At 54.6% G+C, this 26,599-nt stretch carries 29 protein-coding genes and 1 pseudogene; 10 read left to right on the forward strand and 20 right to left on the reverse strand.

Annotated features, from left to right (window positions below):
• From OGV77_RS24785 to OGV77_RS00095, 3 genes and pseudogenes are all read left to right on the forward strand, one after another.
• Positions 1-90: pseudogene (locus tag OGV77_RS24785) on the forward strand (T6SS immunity protein Tli3 family protein); the annotation flags it as partial.
• 1 nt (position 91) lies between these two features.
• Entirely contained in the window at positions 92-352 is a 261-nt protein-coding gene (locus OGV77_RS00090) for a PAAR domain-containing protein (RefSeq protein ID WP_043018109.1), read from the forward strand.
• On the forward strand, positions 349-1,755 hold the full coding sequence (locus tag OGV77_RS00095) for a KPHS_23130 family T6SS system protein (protein WP_087051816.1): 1,407 nt from the start codon (positions 349-351) through the stop codon (positions 1,753-1,755). The genes OGV77_RS00090 and OGV77_RS00095 overlap by 4 nt, the downstream gene beginning before the upstream one ends.
• 71 nt (positions 1,756-1,826) lie before the next feature.
• Here OGV77_RS00095 and OGV77_RS00100 read toward each other — a convergent pair whose 3' ends face one another.
• The 3 genes from OGV77_RS00100 to OGV77_RS00110 all read right to left on the reverse strand — a co-directional run bounded on the left by OGV77_RS00100 (position 1,827) and on the right by OGV77_RS00110 (position 5,353).
• Entirely contained in the window at positions 1,827-2,768 is a 942-nt protein-coding gene (locus OGV77_RS00100; RefSeq protein WP_003826688.1) for an ABC transporter substrate-binding protein, read from the reverse strand.
• Between the two features lie 73 nt (positions 2,769-2,841).
• Positions 2,842-3,837: an ABC transporter permease subunit gene (locus OGV77_RS00105; protein WP_047406945.1), complete on the reverse strand. Its 996-nt coding sequence runs from the start codon at positions 3,835-3,837 to the stop codon at positions 2,842-2,844.
• Entirely contained in the window at positions 3,830-5,353 is a 1,524-nt protein-coding gene (locus OGV77_RS00110) for a sugar ABC transporter ATP-binding protein (protein ID WP_075145337.1), read from the reverse strand. The genes OGV77_RS00105 and OGV77_RS00110 overlap by 8 nt, the downstream gene beginning before the upstream one ends.
• 114 nt (positions 5,354-5,467) lie before the next feature.
• Between OGV77_RS00110 and OGV77_RS00115 the strand changes: the two genes are divergently transcribed.
• The 5 genes from OGV77_RS00115 (at position 5,468) to OGV77_RS00135 (ending at position 9,774) form a co-directional block, all read left to right on the forward strand.
• On the forward strand, positions 5,468-7,741 hold the full coding sequence (locus tag OGV77_RS00115; RefSeq protein WP_087051817.1) for a hybrid sensor histidine kinase/response regulator: 2,274 nt from the start codon (positions 5,468-5,470) through the stop codon (positions 7,739-7,741).
• Between the two features lie 175 nt (positions 7,742-7,916).
• Positions 7,917-8,549, forward strand: a complete 633-nt coding sequence (locus OGV77_RS00120; RefSeq protein ID WP_063941245.1) for a GNAT family protein — start codon at positions 7,917-7,919, stop codon at positions 8,547-8,549.
• A gap of 68 nt (positions 8,550-8,617) precedes the next feature.
• Positions 8,618-8,947, forward strand: coding sequence for a DDRRRQL repeat protein YjdP (yjdP, locus tag OGV77_RS00125; protein ID WP_075145336.1), 330 nt, complete (start codon positions 8,618-8,620; stop codon positions 8,945-8,947).
• A 156-nt stretch (positions 8,948-9,103) separates the two neighbouring features.
• Positions 9,104-9,406, forward strand: a complete 303-nt coding sequence (locus OGV77_RS00130) for a type II toxin-antitoxin system RelE/ParE family toxin (RefSeq protein WP_075145335.1) — start codon at positions 9,104-9,106, stop codon at positions 9,404-9,406.
• A gap of 26 nt (positions 9,407-9,432) precedes the next feature.
• Positions 9,433-9,774, forward strand: coding sequence for a HigA family addiction module antitoxin (locus OGV77_RS00135; RefSeq protein WP_043018115.1), 342 nt, complete (start codon positions 9,433-9,435; stop codon positions 9,772-9,774).
• 52 nt (positions 9,775-9,826) lie between these two features.
• Here OGV77_RS00135 and phnP read toward each other — a convergent pair whose 3' ends face one another.
• The 16 genes from phnP to OGV77_RS00215 all read right to left on the reverse strand — a co-directional run bounded on the left by phnP (position 9,827) and on the right by OGV77_RS00215 (position 21,763).
• Entirely contained in the window at positions 9,827-10,585 is a 759-nt protein-coding gene (phnP, locus tag OGV77_RS00140) for a phosphonate metabolism protein PhnP (protein ID WP_075145334.1), read from the reverse strand.
• An 8-nt stretch (positions 10,586-10,593) separates the two neighbouring features.
• The gene (phnO, locus tag OGV77_RS00145; protein WP_043018117.1) at positions 10,594-11,028 is read right to left on the reverse strand and encodes an aminoalkylphosphonate N-acetyltransferase; all 435 of its coding nucleotides are present in this window, start codon (positions 11,026-11,028) and stop codon (positions 10,594-10,596) included.
• Positions 11,015-11,569 carry a ribose 1,5-bisphosphokinase gene (gene phnN, locus OGV77_RS00150; RefSeq protein ID WP_043018118.1) on the reverse strand — a complete coding sequence of 185 codons (555 nt, stop codon included), beginning with the start codon at positions 11,567-11,569 and terminating at the stop codon, positions 11,015-11,017. Before phnN ends, phnO begins: the two co-directional genes overlap by 14 nt.
• Positions 11,570-11,571: 2 nt before the next feature.
• Positions 11,572-12,708: an alpha-D-ribose 1-methylphosphonate 5-triphosphate diphosphatase gene (gene phnM, locus OGV77_RS00155; protein WP_087051818.1), complete on the reverse strand. Its 1,137-nt coding sequence runs from the start codon at positions 12,706-12,708 to the stop codon at positions 11,572-11,574.
• The gene (gene phnL / locus OGV77_RS00160) at positions 12,705-13,391 is read right to left on the reverse strand and encodes a phosphonate C-P lyase system protein PhnL (RefSeq protein WP_043018513.1); all 687 of its coding nucleotides are present in this window, start codon (positions 13,389-13,391) and stop codon (positions 12,705-12,707) included. Before phnL ends, phnM begins: the two co-directional genes overlap by 4 nt.
• Before the next feature lie 144 nt (positions 13,392-13,535).
• The gene (gene phnK, locus OGV77_RS00165; protein ID WP_003826710.1) at positions 13,536-14,294 is read right to left on the reverse strand and encodes a phosphonate C-P lyase system protein PhnK; all 759 of its coding nucleotides are present in this window, start codon (positions 14,292-14,294) and stop codon (positions 13,536-13,538) included.
• Positions 14,291-15,082 (reverse strand): alpha-D-ribose 1-methylphosphonate 5-phosphate C-P-lyase PhnJ, encoded by a 792-nt coding sequence (gene phnJ / locus OGV77_RS00170; RefSeq protein ID WP_230586357.1) that lies wholly within the window; start codon positions 15,080-15,082, stop codon positions 14,291-14,293. Before phnJ ends, phnK begins: the two co-directional genes overlap by 4 nt.
• 46 nt (positions 15,083-15,128) lie before the next feature.
• Positions 15,129-16,196, reverse strand: coding sequence for a carbon-phosphorus lyase complex subunit (locus tag OGV77_RS00175; protein WP_087051819.1), 1,068 nt, complete (start codon positions 16,194-16,196; stop codon positions 15,129-15,131).
• Positions 16,196-16,780, reverse strand: coding sequence for a phosphonate C-P lyase system protein PhnH (gene phnH, locus OGV77_RS00180; protein WP_043018121.1), 585 nt, complete (start codon positions 16,778-16,780; stop codon positions 16,196-16,198). The genes OGV77_RS00175 and phnH overlap by 1 nt, the downstream gene beginning before the upstream one ends.
• Positions 16,777-17,229: a phosphonate C-P lyase system protein PhnG gene (phnG, locus tag OGV77_RS00185; protein WP_043018122.1), complete on the reverse strand. Its 453-nt coding sequence runs from the start codon at positions 17,227-17,229 to the stop codon at positions 16,777-16,779. The genes phnH and phnG overlap by 4 nt, the downstream gene beginning before the upstream one ends.
• On the reverse strand, positions 17,230-17,955 hold the full coding sequence (gene phnF, locus OGV77_RS00190) for a phosphonate metabolism transcriptional regulator PhnF (RefSeq protein ID WP_043018123.1): 726 nt from the start codon (positions 17,953-17,955) through the stop codon (positions 17,230-17,232). It abuts the gene before it with no gap.
• A gap of 20 nt (positions 17,956-17,975) precedes the next feature.
• Positions 17,976-18,755 (reverse strand): phosphonate ABC transporter, permease protein PhnE, encoded by a 780-nt coding sequence (gene phnE / locus OGV77_RS00195; protein WP_016155398.1) that lies wholly within the window; start codon positions 18,753-18,755, stop codon positions 17,976-17,978.
• A 125-nt stretch (positions 18,756-18,880) separates the two neighbouring features.
• Positions 18,881-19,897, reverse strand: coding sequence for a phosphonate ABC transporter substrate-binding protein (phnD, locus tag OGV77_RS00200; protein WP_043018124.1), 1,017 nt, complete (start codon positions 19,895-19,897; stop codon positions 18,881-18,883).
• Positions 19,898-19,921: 24 nt separating this feature from the next.
• The gene (gene phnC / locus OGV77_RS00205; RefSeq protein WP_043018125.1) at positions 19,922-20,710 is read right to left on the reverse strand and encodes a phosphonate ABC transporter ATP-binding protein; all 789 of its coding nucleotides are present in this window, start codon (positions 20,708-20,710) and stop codon (positions 19,922-19,924) included.
• Positions 20,711-20,842: 132 nt separating this feature from the next.
• The gene (yjdN, locus tag OGV77_RS00210) at positions 20,843-21,289 is read right to left on the reverse strand and encodes a VOC family metalloprotein YjdN (protein WP_043018126.1); all 447 of its coding nucleotides are present in this window, start codon (positions 21,287-21,289) and stop codon (positions 20,843-20,845) included.
• A gap of 138 nt (positions 21,290-21,427) precedes the next feature.
• A complete protein-coding gene (locus OGV77_RS00215) occupies positions 21,428-21,763 on the reverse strand; it encodes a zinc ribbon domain-containing protein YjdM (protein ID WP_003031835.1) in 336 nt (111 codons plus the stop codon).
• A gap of 540 nt (positions 21,764-22,303) precedes the next feature.
• On the opposite strand from OGV77_RS00215, the gene crfC reads away from it, so the two are divergent.
• Together crfC and OGV77_RS00225 are read left to right on the forward strand one after the other, a co-directional pair.
• Entirely contained in the window at positions 22,304-24,661 is a 2,358-nt protein-coding gene (crfC, locus tag OGV77_RS00220) for a clamp-binding protein CrfC (protein ID WP_087051820.1), read from the forward strand.
• Complete coding sequence (locus OGV77_RS00225) at positions 24,658-25,551, forward strand: diguanylate cyclase regulator RdcB family protein (protein ID WP_047406891.1); 894 nt, start codon at positions 24,658-24,660, stop codon at positions 25,549-25,551. Before crfC ends, OGV77_RS00225 begins: the two co-directional genes overlap by 4 nt.
• A 30-nt stretch (positions 25,552-25,581) precedes the next feature.
• On the opposite strand, the gene kdgT is transcribed toward OGV77_RS00225, so the two are convergent.
• Positions 25,582-26,580: a 2-keto-3-deoxygluconate transporter gene (gene kdgT, locus OGV77_RS00230; RefSeq protein WP_043018129.1), complete on the reverse strand. Its 999-nt coding sequence runs from the start codon at positions 26,578-26,580 to the stop codon at positions 25,582-25,584.
• Between the last annotated feature and the right edge of the window lie 19 nt (positions 26,581-26,599).

A 26,599-nucleotide genomic window follows, 5' to 3' on the forward strand; every position in this document is an offset into this window, starting at 1 on the left:
AACTATCAAAACCTGCCGGACAAAGAACCGGAAGTGGTGGGCTATAAGGGCTGGACCCGGATGCACTGCGATATGGATGCGGGGAAATAATATGAAAGGTGTAATCAGGCTAAACGATCCGCTGGAAAATGGCGGATATGTTAATAAAGCTTCTGGTAGCAAGTTTATGGGAATTGCTGTCGCCTTAATGGGGGATACTGTGGTTTGTATTCTGCACAAAGGTACCTTCCCAATACTTGATTTTGAGCCAACCTGGACAATGGATGGCAAAGGCGTCGTTGTGGATGGTTGTAGGGCCGCATGTGGTTGTGCAATTAAAACCACACTGCCAACAGCGGGAACAAGCAAATGAGGAAATGGAAGATACCAAACAAGAATCCCTATGAAGAACCAGAAAAATTCCCGCTGAATATTATGCTGATCATTAGCTGTGCTATCTTTCTGTTTTTTATAACATACAATATATTCAACTGGTTGCAGGACAAGAAAGTTCCTGATGATCTGATATGGAATGCAATAGGTATCCCATCGCTAATAGTGTTGGCAATCTGGTGTGTGATGGTAATCACTTACGGTGTTATATCTTTTCCATGTTACTATGCGGGTTATCTTGAGCAGTATGGTATGAATCAGTGGAAAAACTGGGCAATACGGGCATTGCCTCTTTTAGACTATTCATCCATTCTGCCGGTACCTGAACTGGCATTAAAAATTCAGAAACTAGAGGGGGAAGCGCCAGCAGGTTCTGCAACGCCGTTACGCATTGATATTGAAGTTGACTCAATGGATGACACCAGAGTTGATAAAGTGCTAAGGCAATTGATAGAGCCCCTCAAATATTCTCTTGTCAGGGATTATCGGCCTTTTAATACCTGGCTGTACGTTAAGGGAGCGGATGACACTATCGGCAGTAGTTTCAAGGCGGTGCTGGCAAGCCTGAGCGTCCCCAACGATAAAGTCGGAAAAATTAATATCCTTCACGAGTGCCCTGATTATTTCTTAATTAATGACTGGGTTGATTTAAATATTTCTGAAAATAACCTGGTTATTGCAGTTGAACTGCAAGATGAAAATAATTTTGACTTTTTTGAAAGTGCTAATGCTTTTATTTTTACCAATACACAACTGCTTAAAGATAAAGACACACCTTTATATTTATTGCGCATGATGGACAGTACCCCTTACTATCTTGATGAAATAGTAAGTACATATCTTTCTGCACAGCAAGTTGATGTGAGTAAAATTAAAAAACTATGGTTCAACTCACTGGATAAGCAGTCAAAGTTCGTATTATTTAGTGGGATAGAAAACGCAAAAACGAGCATTTTGGCCGATAGCCGATATGAACTGGAGGCCGTCACTGGGCAAAGCACAGAGGTTCAGCGCTGGGTTGTATTGGCATTGGCTGCGGATGCTGCAAAATATGGGCAAGGACATCAGTTATTCGCCAGTACATCCGCAAATGCTATTCAATCCGGCATAATAGCGGCTAAATATCCAGGATCTTATCCGGCACTTGATAAGCTGGATTTCCATGATTATTGGAGAGTCATAAAATTGTGCGCAATTATTTTATGGTGTATGGGATTTGTAAGTCTCGTACCACTGGAACTGTTCCAAAGTCACCCCTGGTATACGTTTACACCTTTGGTTATTGGTATTCTGGTTATTTACACGGCGGTTATGATTTTTTCTTTTATACTGAGTAATAATATAGAGGAGAAAATGGATATTTATTACTCTCAGTTTTTATGAGGTAAGCGCCCTGACGGGCGCTCTTGCTTCTTTGACTCTTTTTGTGGCAGGAGCCTTAGTCGGTTCAGGATTTATTTCACTGTCCAACCCTTATAACTGCCGACGTTGTTTTTATCGATCATCGTCACCGGGATCAGCACGGGTTCTTTCGGGGCGGGTTTCCCCTGCAATATGTCATAGCCGATTTCGACCGCTTTAGCAGCCATCACCTGCGGATCTTGTGCCGGAGTCGCCACAAATAGTGAGTTTTCGCGCTTCAGCGCTTCTTCACCGTCTGGGGATCCATCTACGCCGACAATAAAGAATTCGCTACGCTGCGCCTGTTTTGCCGCCAGATCGGCACCGATCGCAGTCGGATCGTTAATGGCGAATACGCCGTCGATCTTCGGATTCGCCGCCAGCAACGCGGTCATGATCTCCAGCCCGCCTTCGCGACTGCCTTTGGCGTTTTGGTTATGCGACAGCACCTTGATGTCCGGGTGGCGTTTGAACTCGGTTTGGCAACCTTCCACGCGGTTCTGGACGGCGGAAACCGGCGGCCCGTTGATGATGACGACGTTGCCTTTGCCTTTCAGGCGGTCGGTAATGTATTTACAGGCCATTTCACCCGCCTGGGTGTTATCGGAGGTGATGGTCGCGTCTGCGCCTTCCGCCGCCACGTCAACGGCCACCACCACAATCCCGGCGTCTTTCGCGCGTTTTACCGCCGGGCCGATGCCTTTAGAGTCGGCGGCGTTAAGGATAATCATGTCGACTTTGGCGGCAATAAAGTTGTCGATTTGCGACACCTGTTGCCCCAGATCGTAGCCGCTGGACACCAGCGTCACTTTAACGCTATCCCCCGCCAGTTTGCGTGCTTCCAGCTCCGCGCCTTTGGTTATTTGCACGAAGAACGGGTTGGCCAGATCGCCCACCGTAACGCCGATCGATTTCAGTTCTTTTGCCTGCACAAACGGAGCTGCAGCAAGCAGTGCGCCAGCACAGAGCGCGGTCACTAATGGCTTCAAACGCATACTCGTTTCCTCACGTAGGGTATTGTTGTTATAGGCCGGATAAGGCGATTGCGGCGCCATCCGGCAAGTTTGTCTATGCACTTTGATGGTGTCGGGTACGGTATTTGTCGATCAGCACCGCTATGATGATCACCGCCCCTTTGATCACCAGTTGCCAGAAATAGGAGACGCCCATCAGCGTCATGCCGTTATTGAGTGTGGCAATGATCAACGCCCCCACCAGCGTGCCGGTAATGGTGCCGATCCCGCCAACAAAACTGGTGCCGCCAAGGATCACCGCCGCGATGGCGTCCAGTTCGTAACCCATGCCTAAGTTGCCGTTGGCGCTGTACAGCCGCGAGGCGCTCATCACCCCGCCAAGACCTGAAAGCAAACCGCTCATGCCGTAGACGAACAGCAGCACCAGCCACACTTTGATCCCGGTTAAGCGTGCGGCCTGCATGTTGCCGCCGACCGCGTAGATATGAACGCCGAGCGTGGTACGGCGCAGAATGAACCAGCACACCACCACCACCGCCAGCGCAATCACCACCAGCCATGGGATCGGCCCGAGATAGTTGTTACCAATCCACTCAAAGCTGATGTTGGAGTTAATCACCGTCGTGCCATCGGCCAGCAGGTAGGCCGCGCCGCGTAACGCCGTATACGTTCCAAGCGTGACGATAAACGGCGGTAGTCCGGCAAAAGCGACCAGCGCGCCGTTAAACAACCCCAGCACCAGGCCGAGCATCAGCGCCGCCGGAATCGAAAGCATGGCAAGCTCAGGAATAAGAGAAACGACCATGGCTGCGACGGCGGTGGTGCCGAGAATCGAGCCAACCGAGAGGTCGATCCCGCCGGTCAAAATAATGAAGGTCATGCCAGCCGCCAGCACGATGTTGATCGACGCCTGACGGGTTATATTCAGCAGGTTGCTTTCGGTAAAAAAGTTGGGCGCGATAAAGCCAAAGACCGCCACAATCAGGATGAGAATCGGTAAGATGCCGACCGTTTGCATCAGATCGCTCATCAGCATTCTTTTCGCGGAGGCGGATTTCGCCACCTGCTGGGGAGGGGTTGGATTATTCATGGGGCACCGCCTGATGGTGGGAGTCGTTCACGCCGGTAGCCAGCGTCATAATATTTTCCTGGGTAATACTTTGCCCGTTCAGCTCGCCGGCAATGCTGCCTTCGCGCATGACGTACACGCGATCGCTCATGCCGACGACTTCCGGCAGTTCGCTGGAGATCATCAGGATCGCCACCCCTTTGCGCGCCATATCGTTCATGATCCGGTAGATCTCGCTTTTGGCGCCAACATCCACGCCGCGCGTGGGTTCATCGAGGATCAAAATACGTGGGCCGATCGCGACCCAGCGCGAAATCAGCAGTTTTTGCTGATTACCGCCGGACAGCCCGCCTGCGCGTACCTGCGCGTGCGGCACGCGGATGTTGAGCAATTTGATGGCGTCATCGGAAATAGCCTGCGCCTTTTTGCGATCGAGCATGCCCCAGTTGGCATCACGCTCCAGCGTCGCCATGGTGATGTTTTCTGCCGCTGCCAGCTCTAAAAACAATCCCTGCTCTTTGCGGTTTTCCGTCAGAAAGCCAATGCCGTGGTCAATCGCCTCACGCGGGGAGTGGATCACCACCGGCTCACCGTCTACTTCAATCATGCCGCCGATGGCTTTACGCACGCCAAAAATCAACTGAGCCAGTTCAGAACGTCCGGCGCCGACTAGTCCGGCCAGGCCGACGATCTCCCCGGAGCGCACCAGCAAGCTGCACGGCTGGACTTTATGGCCGTCGGTCAGGTGGTGGACGTTGAGGCGCGCTTTCCCTAAGGGAATATCGCGTTCTTTGTTGAACAGATCGCTTAGCGGACGGCCCACCATCATGCGCACCAGCTCCGCGGCGTTGAGCTTGTCGCGGGTCAGGCTGCCAACATATTGCCCGTCGCGCAGGACGCTGACGCGATCCGAGAGTTCATACACTTCCGCCATGCGATGGCTGATGTAAATAATCGCCATCCCTTCATCGCGCAGGCGCATGATCAGCTCAAACAGGCGGTGGGTTTCACGTGAGGAGAGGGCGGCGGTGGGTTCATCCATCACCAGAATGCGGCTGTTACGGTGCAGGGCGCGGGCAATTTCCACCTGTTGCTGTTCGGCGATAGTCAATGTCATCACACGGTCGCTGGCCTTAAACTGGGCACCGAGTCGGTCGATGACTTTCTGCGACTGCATCACCATCTCTTTACGCTGGACCAGACCGCCGCGCGACAGCTCGCTGCCAAGAAAGATATTTTCCGCTACCGTCAGGTTGGGCGCGAGCTGCATCTCCTGGTAAATCAGCGTGATGCCCGCGCTGAGCGCATCTTTTGGCCCACGAATGTGGAACGGCTGACCGTCAATCAGGATCTCACCACTGGTGGCAGTATAGGCACCCGCGAGGATCTTCATCAGGGTGCTTTTCCCCGCGCCATTCTCACCCATCAGGGCATGAATCTCACCCGGCCAGACCGTTAAATCGACCCCTTTTAGCGCGTAAAATTTGCCAAACGCTTTGGCAATGTTGCGCATCTCCAGAACCGGTGTCCTGCTCATGGCGGATCTCCTGTGGGGTGGCCGATATCAGCAGTCCATCACAGGAATGTAAATGCAAAATGTCAGAAGCCGTTCATATTTGTCATATTGCGATTTTTCTTCACGGAGCGTGATATGCCGCAACCGGGACGTCACTTTTTCGCCAGTGCGCGCGGACGATTGCTGTTCTTCAATCTGCTGGTCGTCGCGGTTACGCTGATGGTGAGCGGCGTGGCGGTGCTGGGGTTTCAGCACGCCAGTCAGATCCAGGAGCAGGTGCAGCAGCAAACCGTTGATGACATGACCAGCAGCATGAACCTGGCGCGGGATACGGCGAACGTGGCGACGGCGGCGGTGCGGCTGTCGCAGGTGGTTGGCGCGCTGGAATACAAAGGTGAAGCGGAGCGGCTGCAGGAGACGCAACGGGCGCTGAAGGATTCGCTGGAACAGTTGGCTAATGCGCCGCTGGCTCAGCAGGAGCCTGTGCTGGTTGAGCGTATTATCCAGCGTAGTCAGGAGCTACAAAGCAGCGTGGAAGGTATGCTGCAGCGCGGGCAACTGCGACACCTGGAACGTAACGCGTTGCTCAGTTCACTGTATCAGAATCAAAGTTATTTACGTCATCTGCAAAAGCTCACCGGCGCGCAGGATGACGTGCTGCTGGGACAAATAGACCGATTAATTATCGCCGCCATTGAAACACCCACGCCGCGTTCGGTGGTGAAACAACTGAATGGCGTGATGCCTGCGCTGCCTGTGCAAGCCAATAATCCGCTGATTAGCCACATCCTCAACGACTTCAACCAGGAACTGCATAAGCTGGAGCCGCTCTCTTCCGCGCTGGAACAAAGCGATTTGGCGATCAACTGGTATATGTTTCATATCAAAGCGCTGGTGGCGATCCTCAACAGCGATATCAACCAGTATGCCTCGCAGGTGGCGCTGATCTCCGAACAGCGGGTGGCGCAAAGCCATCAGGAATTGCAATCTGGCGCGTTGTTTATTTTGGCGTTTGCGCTGCTGGCGGTGGTGATCACCGGTTTTGCCGGGTGGTATATCTACCGTAACCTCGGTTCCAACCTGACGGCCATTTCACGGGCGATGACCCGGCTGGCGCACGGTGAATCGGACGTCAGCGTACCGGCCCTGCAGCGTCGCGATGAGCTGGGTGAGCTGGCCCGCGCCTTTAGCGTCTTTGCCCGTAATACAGCGTCGCTGGAGCACACCACCCGATTGCTAAAAGAAAAAACCAGCCAGATGGAAATCGACCGCACCGAGCGCCAGGGGCTGGAGGAAGCGCTATTGCATAGCCAAAAGCTGAAGGCGGTGGGGCAACTGACGGGCGGATTAGCGCATGATTTCAATAACCTGCTGGCGGTGATTATTGGCAGCCTGGATCTGGTGAACCCAGACTCGCCCGATGCGCCGCGGGTCAATCGGGCGCTAAAAGCCGCCGAGCGCGGGGCGCTGCTTACCCAGCGGCTGCTGGCCTTTTCGCGCAAACAGTCGTTGCACCCTCATGCGGTGGAGCTGAAAACGCTGCTGGAAAACCTGGGCGAACTGATGCGCCACTCTCTTCCGGCCACGTTGACGCTGGAGATTGAAGCCCAGTCTCCCGCCTGGCCCGCGTGGATTGACGTCAGCCAACTGGAAAACGCCATTATCAATCTGGTGATGAACGCCCGTGACGCCATGGACGGGCAGGCGGGCACGATTAAAATCCGTACCTGGAATCAGCGGGTCACGCGCAGCGATGGGCGTAAGCAGGATATGGTGATGCTGGAGGTTGCCGACCAGGGAAGCGGGATGTCGCAGGAGGTGAAAGCTCAGGTCTTCGAACCGTTTTTCACCACTAAACAGACCGGTAGCGGCAGCGGGTTGGGGCTATCGATGGTCTACGGTTTTGTGCGCCAGTCCGGTGGCCGGGTGGAGATTGAAAGCGCGCCCGGACAGGGAACGACGGTCAGATTGCAGCTTCCTCGCGCCGTTGTGCCGGTGCAGGCTCAGGCAGAACCGGTGGCGGTACATGCGGCGAACAGCGGTGAAAAACTGGTACTGGTGCTTGAGGATGAAGCCGATGTGCGCCAGACATTATGTGAGCAGTTACATCTGCTGGGCTACCTGACGTTAGAGGCCGCCAACGGCGAACAGGCGATGCATATGCTGGCGGCTTCATCCGAGATTGATATTTTTATCAGCGATTTAATGTTGCCGGGGGGGTTAAGCGGCGTGGATGTGGTTAATCATGCGCTGGCACATTATCCGCAACTGAACATCCTGCTGATTAGCGGTCAGGATTTACGGCCGGCGCATAACCCGGCGTTGCCGGATGTGGCGCTATTGCGTAAGCCTTTTACCCGGGGAGAGCTGGCGCAGGCGCTGCGGAAAAGTGAACAGTCATACCGCTAAGACATTGTCCTCTTTGCATACTATTTTGCGAGCTTCCTTCGGAAAACTAAACCTGCCAAAGAGATTAGGAATTCATCAAGACCAGGGAGCAAACGGGTGATGCTAATCTGAGCAAACACAGCCCGATTAGGATATAAAAGGAATTATGCCAGTACTAACAAGAGGTGATTCGCAGATGATTGTGATGCCGACAACGTATAGCCCGATGGCCGTCGCCCGCTCGTTTAAGGTGGTGGATACGTTTGAGCTTTCCGGGCGTATTCTGCTGGTTATTTATGACAGGCAAACTCCACGCGCAGCAATCATTGAAGCTGATATTGAGATTTTTAATGGCGTGCCTCGCCATCGGGTTCTTGCTGCACTGGATTTGCAGCGTAAACCCTACCTGGACAACGATATTCTAACGGTGGAACGATGTTGGGAAGAGGCGTCTGTGTTTCAGATAGAAGGGATATGTGTTAATCCGTCCGAACGAGATAAAGGGTTGGCGACGCGCCTGTATGAAGCACTGATTTTGCGCTGTGGTGTAACGCTGATTAGCGATTTTGAGCAATATGATGGCGGGAAAATGCTCTGGCAGAAAATTGCGCGTGAGTCTGAATACATCTCAGTTTTTATCCTGGACACGGAGCAAAACGCATTCTGGCCGTATGATGGTTCGAAAGTTATATATGATGGGGGATGTATCCCAGAAGAGCGGATATGGAGCATGTCACCAGATACAAAATGCCACGGTGTTGTTTTGGTGGCAGAGGAAAAACAACGCGCTTACCAGTTGATGGAACCAGGGGCGTCCTATCGAGTTTGAGATTCCTCCGCTACACCTTCTTTTCTGCGTTGACTAACGTAAAGCCAGTTCAACTTCGGGTCTGGCTTATGAAATGTTATCCCATGCTTTTATTGTTTAGCTTGCTGTCACTGACCACCATGTCAGCGCAGGCGGATATTATCGATGACGCCATTGGCAATATTCAGCAGGCGATTAACGACGCATACAAACCGGACAACGGGCGGGATTATGACGACTCTCGTGATGAAAGCTGGCAGCGTCAGATGAGTGACGATCGTCGCAGACAATATGATGACCGCCGCCGCCAGTTTGAAGACCGACGCCGTCAACTGGATGACCGCCAGCGCCAGCTCGATCAGGAACGGCGTCAGTTAGAAGACGAAGAACGCAGAATGGAAGAAGATTACGATCGTTAGCTATAACGCTTTAAATATATGAGTATTTTGTCTCCCAGGCAGGGATTCACCTGTCAGCTAAATATTTCGCCATTTTATGTCAAGAAATGCACTTGAGCACAGTGCGTGTGTGCGTTACAATCTCTCTATGCTTATGGAAGAGGAGCTGGCAATGGAATGTCTAAATCATTAAACATCAGAAGTTTTCGGGATACATGGCTTGAAGATTTTTTTGAGCGGGCGACATCGCACAGAAAAATACCTGCGGATATTCATACTGCATTAGCCAGAAAGCTGGATATTATTAATGCGGCTGTTTCGCATCGGGATTTGCGCTCGCCACCCGGTAACAGATATGAAGAGTTAACCGGAAAGTTGCAGGAATATTCTTCAATTAGAGTAAACAAGCAGTACCGATTAATATTCAAATGGATTAACGGTAAGGCCGAAGATGTGTACTTAGATCCACACATCTACTAGAACTAGAGAAAATCTAAGGTAAAGATATGAAACAGGCAACCAGAAAACCAACTACTGTGGGTGATATCCTGCAATATGAATACCTGGAGCCGCTCGAGCTGAAAATTAACGATCTGGCTGAAATACTGCATGTTCATCGCAATACGGTGAGCGCACTGGTCAACAATAATCGCAAATTAACAACGGATATGGCGTTTCGTTTGGCCAAAGCGTTCGATACCTCCGTTGATTTCTGGCGTAACTTACAGTCGGCGGTTGACCTGTGGGAAGTTGAAAATGACATGCGGGCGCAAGAAGAACTGAACCGCATTGTTTCGGTTAAAGATTTTATCGCTCAGCGAAATGGCGAGTCTAAAAAAGTCGCCTGACTGTCAGCTTGTAGGCCGGATAAGATGTTTTCATCGCATCCGGCTAATTTCCTTACTCCAGCACAACCTCCATTCCGTCATATCCGGCTTCAAACCCTACTGGTAGCGGATTTTCCATCAGCCACAGATCAAACTGATGGCTGATATGCGTCAGGATCACCCGTGGGCAGCGGATAACCTCGTTTAAGGCGATAACGGTATTTACATCGCTGTGATTGCGCGGCGGTTCGGCGCGCGGGGCGTGGCTGCAGTCGATGATAATCACCTGAGGCTGGTTATTGTGGAGAAACTTTAGCGTCTTATCGGGAAGCCCGGCGGTATCGGAGAGCCACGCCACGCGGCTGTGCGCGGACTCCAGCAGATAGCCAAACGTCAACTTTGAATGGTTGAGCGGCAGCGGCGTGACCTGCAATCCTTGCAGGTCAAACACCACAAATGGCGCAACGGTATGGCTAAAATCGAGGATGCCGGGATGCTTAAACAGATCGTCGCAACCCTGATCATCCGGCGGTCCGTACACCGGGATAGTTGCCCCCACGCCCCAGCGCAGCGGAAATAGCCCCTGCACGTGATCCATATGATAGTGGGTCAGCAGAAACTGCTGGAAGCTGCCCGCTGGCCAGTCGTCCATCAGATGTGGGATCCCCGCGTCCAGCAATGTCACCGCATTGTTGAATTTGACCACCCCGCTACAAGGGCGTCGACGGTATTGCACCTGTAAGCGTGCTCGTTGGCAGGCCGCACAATCGCAGCCAAATGTCGGCACCAGCTGCGCGCCGCCCGTTCCCGTCAGCGTAATGGTCAGACTCATGGCTCCCCCTACACCGGTTTGGTGAAGCGAAAATGGCTCATGGTATAACCTTCGCGCTGGTAAAAACGATGTGCGTCAAGGCGTTGGGTGCTGGTGGAAAGCTCGGTGACTTCTGCGCCCGCTTCGCGTGCGGCGGCTTCGGCCCAGGCCAGTAACTGGCTGCCGACCCTTAACCCTCGCGCCTGCGGCATCACCACCAGTTCCTGGATTTCGCCAATCCAGTTAGCGTGGTGCAGATGAAACTGTAGGTGCAGACCGATCAAGCCGACGACCTGTCCGTCGATTAACGCCAACTGGTAGTGCATATTGGGATCTTGCAGATTTGCGGCGTAACCAGCGCTAAAAGCCTGCAGGTCAAACTGACCCTGCTTCAACTCGCAGATCAGCGCGTAAACCGCATCGGTATCGTAGAGCGTGGCGCGGCGTAATTCACAGACAGACATGTTTCTTCTCCTTGCGTCCCATCAGTGCGAGCAGTGTATCGACAGACTGTAGCAAACTACCATCGTTATTCAGGACGTGGCAGTCATACGGTGCGTAGCGCGCCGCACGTTCAAGGCGGGCAGCGATTTCCGTTTCGCTCTCCCGTCCACGCGCCTGCAGGCGCTGGCGGAGAATTGCCGGAGAAACCTGTAAGCAAATGGGAAGCAAAGAAGCGCCATAACGGGCCTGCGCCTGGGGCAGATGCGCGCGCGAGCCGTTGACCACCACATCAAAGCCGGCGTGCAGCCAGAGGTCTATCTCTACGCCGACGCCGTAGTAGAAGCCGTTCGCGTGCCAGCTCAGCGCCAGCAGATTCTGCCCGGCGCGGATAAAAAATTCATGTTCACTCAGCGCGATATGGTTTTCATTCCCAGCGTTGGAGGCGCGGGTGATGTAACGGTGCGCCACCAGCAGTTGTGTCGGTTCCTGCTGGCGCAGTTCTGCCAGCAGACTGTCCTTACCGGAGCCGGAGGGCCCCATCAGCCAGATCAGTTTACCCATAGTCAGAATACCCTTTTTCCCTGACGCCAGACGTGGTCGATATGGATGTTGCCGCCTTTGCGGTGCGCCAGCACCAGATCCGCGCGTTTGCCTTCGGCAACAACGCCACGATCGTCGAGATTTAATGCCCGCGCCGGATTGTGGGTTACCAGGCGAATCGCCTGCGGGAGCGTAAAGCCGTTGGCGTTATCGTCCGCCACGCGAAATGCCGCATCGAGCAGGCTGGCGGGGTAGTAGTCGGAGGAGAGAATATCCAGCAGACCCAGCTCAGCCAGCTTATGGGCCGCCACGTTACCGGAGTGAGAGCCGCCGCGCACGATGTTGGGTGCGCCCATCAGTACGTTCATTCCATGCTGGCGTGAGGCTTCAGCCGCCGCGAAAGTGGTGGGAAATTCGGCGATCACGCTGCCAAGCTGGTGCGATTCCAGCACATGTTCGCTGGTGGCATCGTCATGGCTCGCCAGCGCAATCTGGCGCTCACGGCACATCTGGGCAATCGCCGTGCGGTTGGGCTGTGACCAACGCGCAGCCAGGGCTAATTGTTCTTCTTCATAGCGGGCCATCTGCTCGTCGGTGAGTGAATACTTGCCCTGATAATACTCGCGGTACTTCTCGCGATTGGCGAACTGACGCTGGCCTGGCGAGTGATCCATCAGCGATACCAGCGTCACCGGCTCACGACCGACCAGTTTTTCAAACAGCGGCAGGGTGGTGTGGTGCGGCAGCTCGCAGCGTAAATGCAGGCGGTGTTCGGCGCGATTGACCCCGCGCTTTTGCGTCTCTTCCACTGCATTGATCATCTTCTCCAGATTTTCCAGACGGTCGCCACCGTCGCGCACATCGCCAATCGCCACCGCGTCCAGCACGGTGGTAATGCCGCTGGCCACCATTAGGGCGTCGTGGCTGCTCATCGCCGAGTGGGCAGGCCAGTCTACCTTCGGTCGCGGGGTGAAAAACTTGTCGAGATTGTCAGTATGCAGTTCGATAAGCCCTGGCAGCAGCCAGCCGCCTTCGCCGTCCAGCGCCTGCGGCAGCTGGCTTTGACTTTCGGCAAAGGCGCGGATCGTTCCGCCTTCAATTTCCAGCGATCCTTGCACCACTTCATCTTCCAGTACCAGCTTTACGTTATTGATAATCATGCTGTTGTTCCCATCAGATGCAGACGATCCGCTACGCGGTCGCGCACGGTTTGATCGTGAAAAATGCCGACAATTGCTGCGCCGCGGGCTTTCGCTTCTTCAATTAATGCGACGACGGCGGCGCTATTTTTGGCGTCCAGCGAGGCGGTAGGCTCATCGAGTAGCAGAATTGGGTAATCAACGATAAACCCGCGGGCGATGTTGACGCGCTGCTGTTCACCACCGGAAAAGGTCGAAGGCGCAAGGTGCCACAGCCGCTCCGGCACGTTCAGACGGGTAAGCAGGTTAGCTGCTTTGGCTGCACACTCTTCACGGGATACGCCGAGATCCAGCAGCGGCTGCATCACCACATCCAGCGCGGAAATCCTCGGGATCACGCGCAGGAACTGGCTCACCCAGCCGATGGTTGAACGACGAACTTCCAGCACTTTACGCGCCGGAGCCTGCACCAGATCGACCCATTCATCGTTGTGGCGGATGTGGATGTGGCCTTCATCAGGCAGATAGTTGGCGTACAGCGAACGCAGCAACGTGGATTTGCCGCTGCCCGAGTGACCGTGCAGCACCACGCATTCGCCGTTTTTAACGTCCAGCGTGGCGTTTTGCAGCACCGGCAGACGCACGCCGTTTTGCTGATGCAGGACAAAGGTTTTACTGACATTTTCAACGCGGATCGCGTTCATTTTTAGCCTCTTTAAGCGTTTTTTCGTTTGATTGCCTGATGGCGCTTCGCTTATCAGGCCTACAACCAATGCCGCCATCCGGCACAAGCGATGCCGCTCCGTAGGCCGGATAAGGCGCAGCCGCCATCCGGCACAACAAAAAAATCAGTTCTGCAAAACCGACGACACCAGCAACTGGGTATACGGATGATGCGGGTCGTCGAGCACGCGGTCGGTTAACCCACTTTCCACCACCTGACCCTGCTTCATCACCAGCAAACGGTCGGCCAGCAGGCGCGCCACGCCCAGATCGTGGGTGACAATCACTACCGCCAGATCCAGTTCCACCACCAGGCCGCGCAGCAGGTCCAGCAGTTTGGCCTGTACGGAAACGTCCAACCCGCCGGTGGGTTCGTCCATAAACACCAGTTTGGGGTGGGTGACGAGGTTACGGGCGATCTGCAGGCGCTGCTGCATGCCGCCGGAAAAGGTGGTGGGCAGATCGTCGATACGCGAGGCAGGGATCTCTACCTCCTCCAGCCAACGCTGCGCGGTGGCGCGGATGTCGCCGTAGTGGCGCGCGCCGGTGGCCATCAGACGTTCGCCGATATTGCCGCCTGCGGAGACCTGACGGCGCAGGCCATCCAGCGGATGCTGGTGCACCACGCCCCACTCGGTGCGCAGCAGACGGCGGCGGTCGGCCTCGTTCATGCCGTACAGTGAACGGTTCTGATACAAAATCTCACCGTTCTGCGGCGTCAGCCGTGATGAGATTGATTTCAGCAACGTGGTTTTGCCGGAACCGGACTCGCCGACGATACCCAGCACTTCGCCAGGCCACAGGTCAAAAGAGACATCACTGAAGCCCTTGCCCGGCGCGTAGAGATGGGTCAGGTTGTTGACTGAAAGCAGCGGTTGCGTCATTGGCTGAGGGCCTCGCTCTGTTGGCGGCAGTAGTCGGTGTCGGAGCAGACAAACATGCGTTTGCCGGTGTCATCGAGCACCACTTCATCGAGATAGCTGTGGGTTGAGCCACAAATGGCGCAAGGCTCATCCCAGCTCTGCACGGTAAACGGGTGATCGTCGAAATCGAGACTTTCCACGCGGGTGTAAGGTGGAACGGCATAGATGCGCTTTTCGCGGCCTGCGCCAAACAGTTGCAGGGCCGGCATCATGTCCATCTTCGGATTGTCGAATTTTGGGATGGGCGACGGGTCCATGACGTAGCGGTCATTTACTTTCACCGGATAGGCGTAAGTGGTGGCGATATGGCCGAAGCGGGCGATATCTTCATACAGTTTCACCTGCATGATGCCGTACTCTTCCAGCGCGTGCATGGTGCGGGTTTCCGTTTCGCGCGGTTCGATAAAGCGCAGCGGCTCAGGGATCGGTACCTGGAAGATAATGATTTGATCTTCCACCAGCGGCGTTTCCGGGATGCGGTGGCGGGTCTGGATCAAGGTCGCGTCTTCCGTACGCTCGGTGGTATTCACCCCGGTTACGCGTTTGAAGAAATTGCGAATCGACACGGCGTTGGTGGTGTCATCCGCGCCCTGGTCAATCACCTTCAATACGTCCGGCTCGCCAATCACGCTGGCGGTGAGCTGGATGCCGCCGGTTCCCCAACCGTAAGGCATCGGCATTTCACGTCCGCCAAACGGCACCTGGTAACCGGGGATGGCCACCGCTTTCAGAATGGCGCGGCGGATCATGCGCTTGGTCTGCTCATCAAGATACGCAAAGTTGTAGCCGGAGAGGTTAGTGGTCACGAGGGGCCTCCTGTTGCAGGCGTTTGAGCAGTTCCAGCTCAGCCTGGAAATCGACGTAATGGGGAAGTTTGAGGTGCGAAACAAAACCCGCCGCCTCGACGTTATCCGCATGCGCCAGCACGAACTCTTCGTCCTGCGCCGGTCCCGTGACCGTTTCATCGTATTCGGCTGCCTGTAGAGCGCGGTCCACCAACGCCATCGCCATTGCTTTACGTTCGCTCATGCCGAACACCAGCCCGTAGCCGCGGGTAAAATGGGGAGATTCGTTTTCTGGTGCGACAAACCCGTTGACCATTTCACATTCGGTCATCAGCATTTCGCCGACGTTCACCGCAAATCCCAGCTCTTCCGGGACTGTTTCCAGTGCCACATAGCCGCTACGGATTTCGGCGGCAAACGGGTGATTGCGCCCGTAGCCGCGCTGGGTGGAGTAGGCCAACGCCAGAAGATAGCCTTCGTCGCCGCGCATCAGCTGTTGCAGGCGTGAAGCACGTGAACAGGGGTAAACTGGTGGTGTGCGGGTGACGTCGTCGGGCGTGGCGCCATCATCCTCTTCACGCTTTGCCAGTCCCTGGTTGGCCAGCAGGGAAAAGACGTGCGGGGAGGCATCCTGTGCGCCGTCTGCGCTGCGCAGAGGCGGCGTTTCGCCATTAGCCAGCAGAGTAAAATCCAGCAGGCGATGGGTGTAGTCATAGGTCGGTCCCAACAGCTGTCCGCCGGGAATATCCTTGTAGACCGCCGAGATTCGGCGCTCAAGGCGCATTTCTGCACTGTTAAGCGGCTCGCTGACCGCCACCTTTGCCAGCGTAGTGCGGTAGGCGCGGAGCAAAAAGATGGCTTCGACGTTATCGCCGCTGGCCTGCTTCAGCGCCAGCGCCGCCAGTTCGCGATCGGCGATGCCGCCTTCGGTCATCACCCGGTCGACGGCCAGATTCATCTGCTGTTCGATTTGCGCTACGCTCAGTTCAGCAATGGTCTCATCGCCCCGGCGTCGGTTTTCCTGCAGGGCGTGGGCGTTGGCTATCGCCTTTTCGCCCCCTTTGACGGCGACGTACATCAGCACACCTCCACATGGGTGGTTCGCGGAATAGCCAGCAGGCGTTCGCCGCAGGTGAGGATCAAATCAACCCCCAGCGGGAACGGATGCGGGCGTTCGGTGAGTTCGTGAATCAGGCATTCCGGCAACTGTGGCGCGATCATGCGCTCTTCGGCGATGCCCGCGCCGGTCAGACGCAGCATACGTCCGCCGCTTAAGCCTGCGACCTGCACAATGAGCGTGGCGCTGGTCTCTGGCGCGACGGCGGAACCGGCGGAGAGGACATTAAGCTGTTCACTGCTGATGTGTTCATCGGCGACGGCAAAGGCCGCCAGCTGCGGCTGATCCACCAGCGGCGCGTTGGTATGAAAACGTAGGTTCTGCCGGGCGATATCGTTATCCATCGACGGCGCCAGCCAGACCGGCGTGTCGCCGTCGACCAGGGTCAGCAGCACGCTGGTGGTTGCCACGCCCAGTGGCTGCCAGCCGTGTTTCAGTTGATGCAGGGCGACGATTACGCCCGGTTCGCTCATGGCCTTCAGCAGGCGACGAAAGCTCTGCTGAGCATCCTGAACGGGTAAATTAAAAGCGGTTTGTAAGGTCATGCGTTATCTCCGCGTACCAGCGTGAAGAAGTCGACCCGACTGGCGTTGACTTCGGCACGGCGTGCGCGAATCAGCGCATCGCGTTCCGCTTCCAGCGGGGCAATTAAGGTTTCCATTAAGTTCTGGAAATGCGTTTGTTCCTGCAGCAGCGCGTCAATCACCGCGCACTGCTCGGCATGTTGTTTGTTGCGTCCCAGCAGGTAGCTGTAACCCAGCGTGCCGCTTTTCAGGCGGACAACTGCGCGGGTAAGCGTGGTGTCACCGGCAAAGAAGCGGTTGCCGGTACCACCCATACGGGCCTGGATCTGCATCAGTCCGCTTTCCGGTGCGCGAATAAGTTCATAGTCCGGCGTCAGTTTGAGCGCGGTGATGCGGGCGTTCAGGGCATCGGCATTGCTGTAAGCCAGCGCGCGCATCCAGCGCTGGCGGGTGGCGGTATCGAAATGCATTCAGTGCTCCATAGTGAATTCGATCATGTCGGCGCGGGTCAGGCTGACGGAGTATTCCGCCGCGTGTTCTTCGCCTTCACGGTGGTTCAGGGTGCGCACGCACAGCAGCGGCGCCATATTGGGGATTTCCAGCACCTTGCTCTCTTTGGCCTGCGCGCGGCGGGCGCTGATGCGCGTTTGCGTACGCAGCAGCGTCAGGCCGGACTGTTCGCGCAGGTAGTCGTGCAGCGAACCGCTGTTAAAGCCCTGCAGCAGCGGCCACAGCGTGAGGTCGGAAAAATAATGGTCGATCTGGCACAGCGCGATACCGTTAACCCGACGCAGGGTGCGCAGGTGAATCACGTTATCGCCCTCGTTAATGCTGAGCGCATCGGCAATGTGGCTGGAGGCCGGGCGCAGCACCGCCAGCAGTTTTTCGCTGGTGGGGTGGCTGCCCTGGTCCAGCAGGTTCTGACTAAAGCGCGCCTGGGCATTCAGCGGGTAATCGAACGGGCGCATCAGCACCAGCACGCCGACGCCCTGGCGACGTTGTACCCAACCGCGCTCAACCAACTGGTCAATGGCGCGGCGCAGGGTGTGGCGGTTTACCTCGTAGCGCGCGGCAAGCTGATGTTCGGCGGGCAGATAGTCACCGCAGCGATAATGTTGACGAAGCTCCTGCTCAAGTCTCGCGGCAATTTCCTGATAACGCGTTGGATAACTGGTCGGATGTGTAGACAAGTGCATAGCAATCAATGCCTCGCTAATCAGATAAAGTGCTTACGCAAACGCTGGGAAAGGAAATCCAACAGGCTGACGGTGACGATGATTAACACCATCAGGGCGCAGGTTTGCTGGAACTGAAAACCGCGAATCGCTTCCCATAAGGTCACGCCAATACCGCCTGCGCCCACCATCCCGACTACCGTGGCCGAGCGAACGTTGGATTCAAAGCGATACAGCGAATAGGAAATAAGCAGCGGCATGACCTGTGGCAGAACGCCATACAGAATTTCTTCAATTTTATTGGCCCCGGTGGCGCGAATGCCTTCTACCGGACCTGGCTCAATGGCTTCTACCGCTTCGGAAAGCAGCTTGGAAAGCACCCCGGTGGTGTGGATAAACAGCGCCATCACCCCGGCGAACGGACCTAAACCGACGGCGACCACGAACAGCATGGCGAAGACCATTTCATTGATGGCGCGACAGGCATCCATCAGGCGACGCATCGGCTGGTAAATCCACCACGGCACGAGGTTATCGGCGCACATCAGGCCGAAGGGAATCGATAGCACCACGGCGAGGGCAGTACCCCAGACGGCAATTTGCAGGGTAACGGCCATTTCACCGAGATAGTCCTGCCACTGGCTGAAGTCCGGCGGGAAGAAGTCGGCGGCGAAGGTCGCCATATTGCCGGAATCCTGGATCAGCGTGAGCGGAGCCATTTCGGCACCTTTCCACGAGACCACCAGTACGGCGAGAAGAATGGCCCAGCTCAGCAACGAGAACCAGCTACGTTTGGGCGGGGCGACGGTGATGGTTTGCATGTTTAGCTCCGTTGGCACGTGTGTTTGCGTTGTAGGCCGGATAAGACGCTTTTGCGTCGCCATCCGGCATTCACGCCTTTGCCGGATGGCGCTTCGCTTATCCGGCCTACAATCCGGTCTACAAATCACTGCACCGCTTTGGTGACGCTGGTCATGGCGCCCAGTGCGGCGGTCAGACGGTCAAGGTCGTCGAGCTGCGCTTTCAGCGCCGAGGTTTTGCTGGTTTTCTCTTCCTCGTTCAGCCCTTTGTTATCCTTCACGCCCTGCATCTCTTTAAACAGCGCCAGTTGGCGAATCGGCACCAGTTGTAAGTCGCTGGAGGCGCGAAACGGTGCCCATCCCAGGCGCTCCAGTACGGTTTTCTGTTCCGGCGTTTTGCCGTAATTCATAAAGAAGTCGTACACCTTGTCCTTGGTGGTTTCGGAAAGGTTTTTACGCCAGACGATCGGATCGCCCGGGATCAGCGGTGACTTCCAGATAACCTTCAGCTCTTTCAGCTTGTCCGGCGCGGAAGTTTTCAGCTTGTCGAGGTTTTCGGTGTTGTTAGTGGCGACATCGACCTGTTTGTTGGCGACGGCCAGGGCGTTGGTTTCATGTCCGGCATTGACGGTACGTTTGAAGTCGCTGGCGGAGATGTTATTTTTGGCGAAGACGTAGTAACCGGGGACGAGGTAGCCTGAAGTGGAGTTAGGATCGCCGTTGCCGAAGGTCAGATCCTTACGTTTGGCGATCAGATCGTTCAGGTTGTTGATCGGACTGTCTTTGTTAACGATCAACACGCTCCAGTAACCCGGGGATCCGTCGGCGGCGACGGTCTGGGCAAACACTTGTCCGTTAGCGCGATCCACCGCTTCCATTGCCGAGAGGTTACCGTACCAGGCGATATCAACTTTGTTAAAGCGCATTCCCTGGATGATCCCGGCGTAGTCCGGGGCGAAGAAGGCGTTCACTTTTACGCCCAGTGATTTTTCCATATCTTTCAGGAACGGTTCCCACTGCGGCTTCAGGTTTTGCTGTGATTCGGTCGAAATAATGCCAAAGTTCAGCGCTTTCTCTTGTTCTTCGGCATGCGCCGGGCTTAACAAGGTGCTGATGCTGAACATGCTGGTAAACGCCAGCGCGGCAACGGCCTTGTAATTCATGTTTATTCCTCAGTTCGGGCAAAGTTAAGCAGCCTGTGCGTTCTGTTCGACGCGGTTCATGCTGCGGTAGAGATGGTCAAAACGATCGTTATCAAAATGCTGGCTGCTACCGTCAAAGAAGACGTTGCCCTGGCGCAGCGCGACGATGCGTTCGCAGTAGCGCAGGGCGTAATCCACCTGATGCAGCGTGACGACCACGGTGATGCCGTCGGTCTGGTTAATATCGCGCAGGGTATCCATCACGATGCGCGCGGATTCGGGGTCCAGCGAGGCTATCGGCTCGTCGGCCAGGATCACTTTGGCCTGCTGCATCAGCGCGCGGGCAATGGCGACGCGCTGCTGTTGCCCGCCCGAAAGCGTGGAAACGCGCTGGTATGCAAAGTGCGCCATGCCAACGCGGGTTAGCGCCTGTAATGCGCGCTGCTTCTGTTCCTGGCTAAACCAGCTAAAACAGGTGCGCCAGAAAGGCGTGCTGCCGAGCGCGCCAATCAGGACGTTCTCCAGTACCGTCAGGCGGTTCACCAGATTGAACTGCTGGAAGATGTAGCCGGTGTGGGCGCGGCTTTTGCGGATATCGCGCGCCAGGCGGCCTTCACGTTGAACGGTGCGACCCAGCAACTCGACGTGGCTACCAGGCGATTTATCACCGGTGATCAAACCGCTTAAATGACGTAAAAGGGTGGATTTGCCAGAGCCAGACGGTCCAAGCAGAGCCACCATCTCACCGGAACAGATGTTCAGATCAACCGCATTGAGCGCCTGATGTTGATTGAAGGATTTGGAGAGTTTTTCGACGCGAATAATCGTTTGCATGATGCGGCCTCCCTAAAAAAGTGGCCCCATCGTGGCGGATCAATGTGACGTTTTCGTTAAGGGATGGTTACTCGGCGATGAAGAGTTAAGCGATTTTTGATGACAGTACGGGAGGGCGGGCCTCCCGTTGGATTACTCAGTAGGTTGCTGTTGTTTGACGACGTTGATCATCCACGGCACGCCATACTGGTCGCTCACTTTACCGAAACCGTGGGCCCAGAAGGTTTCCTGCCAGTCCATTTCGATTTTTCCGTTTGCTGCCAGGTTATCAAACCAGCGTTTGCCTTCGTCGACGTTTTGCGTGTCGAGCACCAGCGTAAAGCCAGAGTAGTGAGCATTTCCGTCGGGGGCGCTATCGCTCATCATGATGTCGCTGCCTGCCACGCGCAGATTGGCATGAGCAATGGCGGTATCGGGGAATTTCATTCCGGAAGGGCAACCTTCTTCGTTGTCCTGCGCGGATTTGGGCATTTCACCGAAGTTGATTTTGTAGAGCAGCTCTGCGCCTAACGTTTTTTGGTAGTAAGCGATAGCGTCAGCGCAGTTGCCTGCAAAGGAGATATAGGGACTTAACGGCATAATTTTTACCTCAGGTAAAAGAAGCCAGTTAAGTGTAGTTATTGTCTGCACAAATAAACCAGGCGGGAAGTATTAGCTTCCCGCCTGGCAGATGAGCTGGCGCAGCCTGATGAGCGTAGCGCCATCAGGCAATTTGCATCAGTTCTTTTTCACAAACTCAGATTTCAGCTTCATTGGGCCAAAGCCATCGATTTTGCAATCGATGTTATGGTCGCCTTCAACCAGACGAATGTTTTTTACTTTGGTACCGATCTTCAGCATGGAAGAGCTACCTTTTACCTTCAGGTCTTTCACTACGGTAACGCTGTCGCCGTCAGCCAGCAGGTTGCCGTTGGCATCTTTAACGATCAGTTCGTCGCTGTCCTGTGCCGGTTCAGCATCGTTCCATTCGTGAGCGCATTCCGGGCAGATGAACATGCCGTTATCTTCGTAAGTGTATTCGGAGTTGCATTGCGGGCAGTGTGGTAATGACATGTGGATTTCCTCAAAAGTCAGCAGGGGCAAATGCGCCCAAAAAATGGCAGATTGCCGAAAAAGGCCGCAATTATACATAAAATCCCTGCATTTGTCGGGACTACTGCGCGATTAGGCAAAATGATCTGCTGTAAAGACCCTCTGCTTTCACCCCAATGAAAGTATGGCGGAATATTTTTTAAGGGAAATTGCTACGCTTAGTTATTTAAGATAAGGTGAGGCGAAATATCTGATATTCATAGGTAACAATGCCTACGGATGCCTAAGTCATTGTGATTGAATATCACCAACCCCCTTAATTTTAGTAGGGGGATTAAACTGGCATTTTTTAAAACTGAACTACGCTGTTTATCTTTCTTACTTATTAGATAAGTGAGAGGCATCAGGCCAACGGTTATACGCCAAATTTATTTTAATAATATCAATTGGTTGTTTTGATTTTAATTATTTCTACACGTAATTATAAAAGCCAAAAAATCTATAAATAAAACGATTGGGCTAAATAAAAGCAATGCCATTTGCGTTAAGGAAAAATTTTCCATGCACACACAGACAATATATGAATTAAGTCAGGAAGCGGAACGCTTGCTGATGCTCTCACTTGAACATCTCAGGCAATTGCAAAAATTGCCCATGACGTCGTTGGATGATGTCGCGCTAAAACAAGGAGAGCATAGCCGACAGGTTGTTCAACCCATGCATTTCAGCACGCGTGGCATGGATGTCCAGCAAGCAACGCTCAATAATGAACTGCGTAAGATTACGCGCCTGGAAATGGTGCTGGCGATTGTCGGTACCATGAAAGCGGGAAAATCGACGACGATTAATGCGATTGTGGGGACAGAAGTTTTACCTAATCGTAATCGCCCCATGACGGCGTTACCGACGCTAATTCGCCATACGCCGGGGCAGAAAGAGCCGGTACTGCATTTTTCACATGTCGCACCGATTGATGCCTTAATGAAAGTTTTACAGCAGCGCGTGCGCGAGTGCGATCGCCAGCGTCTTACGCAGACCCTGGAAATTGATAAGGATATGAATGTCCTGCTGCAGCATATTGAAAACGGCGTGGCATTTGAACGGTATTATCTTGGCGCACAGCCTATTTTCCATTGCCTTAAAAGCCTGAATGACCTGGTGCGTTTGTCAAAAGCGCTGGAGGTCGATTTTCCTTTTGCCGCTTATGCCGCGATTGAGCATATTCCGGTTATCGAGGTTGAGTTTGTCCATTTGGCCGGACAGGCGAGCTATCCGGGGCAATTAACATTGCTGGATACGCCAGGGCCGAATGAGGCCGGGCAACCGCACCTACAAAAGATGCTGAATGAACAGCTGGCGCGGGCTTCTGCGGTGCTGGCGGTGCTGGATTACACCCAACTGAAGTCGATTTCCGATGAAGAAGTGCGTCAGGCGATTATGGCGGTTGGTAAGTCAGTGCCGTTATACGCGCTGGTGAACAAGTTCGATCAAAAAGACCGTAATAGTGATGATGAAGAGCAGGTGCGGGCGTTAATTTCCGGCACGCTGATGCAAGGCGGCATTGCCCCGGAGCGAATCTATCCAGTTTCCTCGATGTGGGGGTATCTGGCGAACAGGGCGCGTCATGAGCTGACGACCCGCGGGCGGCTGCCGGATCATCAGGTGCAACGCTGGGTACAGGACTTTGCCGAGGCGGCCCTTGGCAGACGCTGGCGCACCACCGATCTTGAGGATACGGAGCACATCCGCCATGCCGCCGATCTGTTGTGGGAGGATTCGCTGTTTGAGCAGCCGATTCAGAAAGTGATTCATGCCGCTTACGCCAATGCTTCACTGTATGCGCTACGCTCAGCGTCGCATAAGTTATTGAATTATGCGCAAAGCGCGCACGAATATCTGGAGTTTCGCTCCCACGGATTAACGGTTGCCTATGAAAAATTGCGGCTGAACATCACGCATATTGAAGAGGATATGCAACAGTTAGAAGTGAGTCAGGGGCGGGTCAGCGATGAAGTCAGCCATGAGGTCGAGTTGGCGCTGGAGGCTGCTGCGGGCTATCTCAATGATCAACAGACTGAGATTCTGTGCGGCATCAACACGTTCTTTGTCAAAGAAAACGTCCTGATGATGTCACAACATGGCCTGGGGGCTGGCGTCTCCTCGGCAGAAATGGTCGGAGAAATGCTGGTGCTGCACGATGAAGGCCAGGCGAAAATCGTGCTGGATAAAATGCGTTCGTCCTGTGAAGTGGTCTTGCTGGCGGCGCAGGAAAGCATCAGCCGGGACTTAGCCCTGCGCTTTGAACAGCTTGAGTCGACACTGTCCCGGGCGCTTAATGATGCCATGCGCCCTATTGAACAGCGGGTGAAAGAGGAACTGAATCACGCGGGTTTTCGGGCGCGGATCCGTTTTCCGGCGTTTCATGCGGCGATGTTTAACTTCAACACCCGCCAGTTGTTTAACGAGGCCATTGAACAGGATATTCCGGCGGAGAATACACCGTCTCCTGGCGGCGTGGTACGTGATACCTTCTCGCGTTGGCTGAATCAACCCAACTGGGGATGGAATGATTACGTTGAAACGAAAACGCGTTATCTCATTGATATGGGCGCACTGCATAATAACCTTGTGCATTACGTCACCCAGTTTTGCCAACAAATTCGTAAAGCTTTAGCCGCTCAGGTCGATATTTCCGTTACGGCAGGCATGGCCACGTTTTTTGCTGATTTTTCACAGTGTTTGACGCAATTACAGGCGAGCCTGCGTGAGAGTCTGACCGTGCGCCAGCAAAATGAATCTGCGGTGAATGCCTTGAATGAACAGTTGCAGCATCGCATTACGACTGCGGCATGGCTTTATGAAGATTCCCGCTTGCTGCGCGACGATATCAATACCCTTTTTGCAACCGAGCACACATGACTAACGTGTTACTGGAAGGCCCCGGGCGGACGCTGGAGTGTGTCTACCCGAAGTTTATGGTCGATCTGGTTCAGGGAGATGAAACCAAACGTTCCGGCGGTTTTCTGCAACAGCAGCAGCGCCTGCGTGCGCGCCTGACGCAGGAAGTATTATCCCAAACGCAACTGCGTGCGTGGGTGATGGCGGGAGTGTCCAGCGAGCATCTGGTGATGCGTCTCAAGCTGGTAGAGAAGCTGGCGGGCATGATCGACCCGGGTCATCTGGCGCTGGTGCGCATTGCCGAAGGGCTGAGGTTTTTACAACAAACCGAACAGCCTCGCGGGCTGCCCACGCCCGGCCTGATGCAGCAGGTGAGTGCACTCACCGACTGGTTTACCCAGCGCGGTGCTTATAAAGAGAAAGCGCTGACGCAACGCGGTCTGACGGTGCAAGCTGGCGAACACAGCGAGCAAATCTTTACCCGTTGGCGGGCTGGCGCGTATGACGGCTGGTCGTTGCCTGGACGCTGTTTTGTTGCGCTGGAGGAGTTACGCTGGGGAGCCTTCGGTGACGCCTGCCGTTTAGCGAATGCCGATGTGGTGTCAATGCTAAAAGACAACCTGAGAACCATGGCTGCGCAGGCGCTGGCGGACAGCGTGAATGCGGCACCCGCCACGCGTCATTACTATCATCATTGGCTCAGCACGCCAGTTGTCGGCGGCTCGGGCGAGCACAACGATATGTTAAGCTGGCTGGGGGACTGGTGCGATGCGCAGCGTCATCCGGTGAGCTGGTCGGTGACGCAGCGTTGGCAAAATGTAGCGTTGGGAATGCCGCGATTGTGTTCGGCTAAACGGCTGGTTGATGCGATGGTTGAGGAGATTTTTGCACCGTCCCCGCTCATCAATTGAGCAGGAACGGTGAGTGGGATAAAGGCAGGTTTAGTGGTGCAGGGAGTCTGCCGGGGTTGCCGCAGCCTCATTGACGACCAGATTTTTATTAAAACGTTTGGCATACAGCGCGGTGATAATCGGCACCAGAATGGCGGTGACAATCACGCTGGCGGCAACCAGCGCCGTCGCGGATGCGGCAACCGGTTCGAACGCCGGGTTAATCTGGGCGATAATCACCGGGTTTGCTACCGCAGCGCCTGCTGCGGAAGAGGCGGCTACGCCCGCTGTACCGTTCCCACCGCCAATAACGCGGTCAGCAATAATCAGTGGGATACCGGTGATAACGATAACCGCGACACCCAGCAGGATACCCAGCAGGCCTGTATCAACGATTACGCTCAGGTTAATTGTGTTGCCCAACGCGAAGCCAAAGAACGGGATCAGCACCGGCGTGGCTTTGCTGAAGAAAGAACGCAGGTCGTGATCCAGGTTACCCAACGTAAAACCAATCAGGAAGGGTAATACCGCGCCGATAAAATGGTGTGGCTCGAAGGAGGCCAGACCTGCGGAGCCGAGGATCACCATGGTCATTAACGGACCGGACTCCAGAGACATCAACACAAATGCGCCGGACTCTTCTTTGGTTCCATACTGGTTCATCAGGCTGGCGTACAAACCGCCGTTGGTCATGTCCATCGCTGAAACAATTGCCAGCACGGAAAGACCGGCAAAGAACCCGGTTTGAATACCGGTATCAGGAATAAAGGAAGCAGCAATCATTGCCACTACCCACGCCACGGCTATTTTGGTTATTACCAACGTACCGGACTTGCGTAATACCGTGCCGGTTGCCCGTAAATCAATAGATGCACCGATACAAAAAAACCATACAGCCAGAATCGGTACCGTTCCGCTGATCATTCCTTTGGTAAACGAACCGAAATACGCACCGGTATCCGGAGCTAACGTATTTAACACTGCGCCTAATAACAGGGGAATCAACATCATTCCGCCGGGGATGCGTTCAATCGTGGCTTTAATTTTCATAAACGTCCTCATGTCTTGT

Source organism: Citrobacter sp. Ce129 (assembly GCF_030334545.1).
In the GTDB taxonomy this organism is placed as follows: domain Bacteria; phylum Pseudomonadota; class Gammaproteobacteria; order Enterobacterales; family Enterobacteriaceae; genus Citrobacter; species Citrobacter europaeus.

Excerpts from the sequence above, each read along its gene's own strand:
- OGV77_RS00090 (WP_043018109.1), top strand. The coding sequence starts at position 92 with ATGAAAGGTGTAATCAGGCTAAACGATCCGCTGGAAAATGGCGGATAT.
- OGV77_RS00095 (WP_087051816.1), top strand. The coding sequence starts at position 349 with ATGAGGAAATGGAAGATACCAAACAAGAATCCCTATGAAGAACCAGAA.
- OGV77_RS00100 (WP_003826688.1), bottom strand. The coding sequence starts at position 2,768 with ATGCGTTTGAAGCCATTAGTGACCGCGCTCTGTGCTGGCGCACTGCTT.
- OGV77_RS00105 (WP_047406945.1), bottom strand. The coding sequence starts at position 3,837 with ATGAATAATCCAACCCCTCCCCAGCAGGTGGCGAAATCCGCCTCCGCG.
- OGV77_RS00110 (WP_075145337.1), bottom strand. The coding sequence starts at position 5,353 with ATGAGCAGGACACCGGTTCTGGAGATGCGCAACATTGCCAAAGCGTTT.
- OGV77_RS00115 (WP_087051817.1), top strand. The coding sequence starts at position 5,468 with ATGCCGCAACCGGGACGTCACTTTTTCGCCAGTGCGCGCGGACGATTG.
- OGV77_RS00120 (WP_063941245.1), top strand. The coding sequence starts at position 7,917 with ATGATTGTGATGCCGACAACGTATAGCCCGATGGCCGTCGCCCGCTCG.
- yjdP (WP_075145336.1), top strand. The coding sequence starts at position 8,618 with ATGAAATGTTATCCCATGCTTTTATTGTTTAGCTTGCTGTCACTGACC.
- OGV77_RS00130 (WP_075145335.1), top strand. The coding sequence starts at position 9,104 with ATGTCTAAATCATTAAACATCAGAAGTTTTCGGGATACATGGCTTGAA.
- OGV77_RS00135 (WP_043018115.1), top strand. The coding sequence starts at position 9,433 with ATGAAACAGGCAACCAGAAAACCAACTACTGTGGGTGATATCCTGCAA.
- phnP (WP_075145334.1), bottom strand. The coding sequence starts at position 10,585 with ATGAGTCTGACCATTACGCTGACGGGAACGGGCGGCGCGCAGCTGGTG.
- phnO (WP_043018117.1), bottom strand. The coding sequence starts at position 11,028 with ATGTCTGTCTGTGAATTACGCCGCGCCACGCTCTACGATACCGATGCG.
- phnN (WP_043018118.1), bottom strand. The coding sequence starts at position 11,569 with ATGGGTAAACTGATCTGGCTGATGGGGCCCTCCGGCTCCGGTAAGGAC.
- phnM (WP_087051818.1), bottom strand. The coding sequence starts at position 12,708 with ATGATTATCAATAACGTAAAGCTGGTACTGGAAGATGAAGTGGTGCAA.
- phnL (WP_043018513.1), bottom strand. The coding sequence starts at position 13,391 with ATGAACGCGATCCGCGTTGAAAATGTCAGTAAAACCTTTGTCCTGCAT.
- phnK (WP_003826710.1), bottom strand. The coding sequence starts at position 14,294 with ATGACGCAACCGCTGCTTTCAGTCAACAACCTGACCCATCTCTACGCG.
- phnJ (WP_230586357.1), bottom strand. The coding sequence starts at position 15,082 with ATGATCCGCCGCGCCATTCTGAAAGCGGTGGCCATCCCCGGTTACCAG.
- OGV77_RS00175 (WP_087051819.1), bottom strand. The coding sequence starts at position 16,196 with ATGTACGTCGCCGTCAAAGGGGGCGAAAAGGCGATAGCCAACGCCCAC.
- phnH (WP_043018121.1), bottom strand. The coding sequence starts at position 16,780 with ATGACCTTACAAACCGCTTTTAATTTACCCGTTCAGGATGCTCAGCAG.
- phnG (WP_043018122.1), bottom strand. The coding sequence starts at position 17,229 with ATGCATTTCGATACCGCCACCCGCCAGCGCTGGATGCGCGCGCTGGCT.
- phnF (WP_043018123.1), bottom strand. The coding sequence starts at position 17,955 with ATGCACTTGTCTACACATCCGACCAGTTATCCAACGCGTTATCAGGAA.
- phnE (WP_016155398.1), bottom strand. The coding sequence starts at position 18,755 with ATGCAAACCATCACCGTCGCCCCGCCCAAACGTAGCTGGTTCTCGTTG.
- phnD (WP_043018124.1), bottom strand. The coding sequence starts at position 19,897 with ATGAATTACAAGGCCGTTGCCGCGCTGGCGTTTACCAGCATGTTCAGC.
- phnC (WP_043018125.1), bottom strand. The coding sequence starts at position 20,710 with ATGCAAACGATTATTCGCGTCGAAAAACTCTCCAAATCCTTCAATCAA.
- yjdN (WP_043018126.1), bottom strand. The coding sequence starts at position 21,289 with ATGCCGTTAAGTCCCTATATCTCCTTTGCAGGCAACTGCGCTGACGCT.
- OGV77_RS00215 (WP_003031835.1), bottom strand. The coding sequence starts at position 21,763 with ATGTCATTACCACACTGCCCGCAATGCAACTCCGAATACACTTACGAA.
- crfC (WP_087051820.1), top strand. The coding sequence starts at position 22,304 with ATGCACACACAGACAATATATGAATTAAGTCAGGAAGCGGAACGCTTG.
- OGV77_RS00225 (WP_047406891.1), top strand. The coding sequence starts at position 24,658 with ATGACTAACGTGTTACTGGAAGGCCCCGGGCGGACGCTGGAGTGTGTC.
- kdgT (WP_043018129.1), bottom strand. The coding sequence starts at position 26,580 with ATGAAAATTAAAGCCACGATTGAACGCATCCCCGGCGGAATGATGTTG.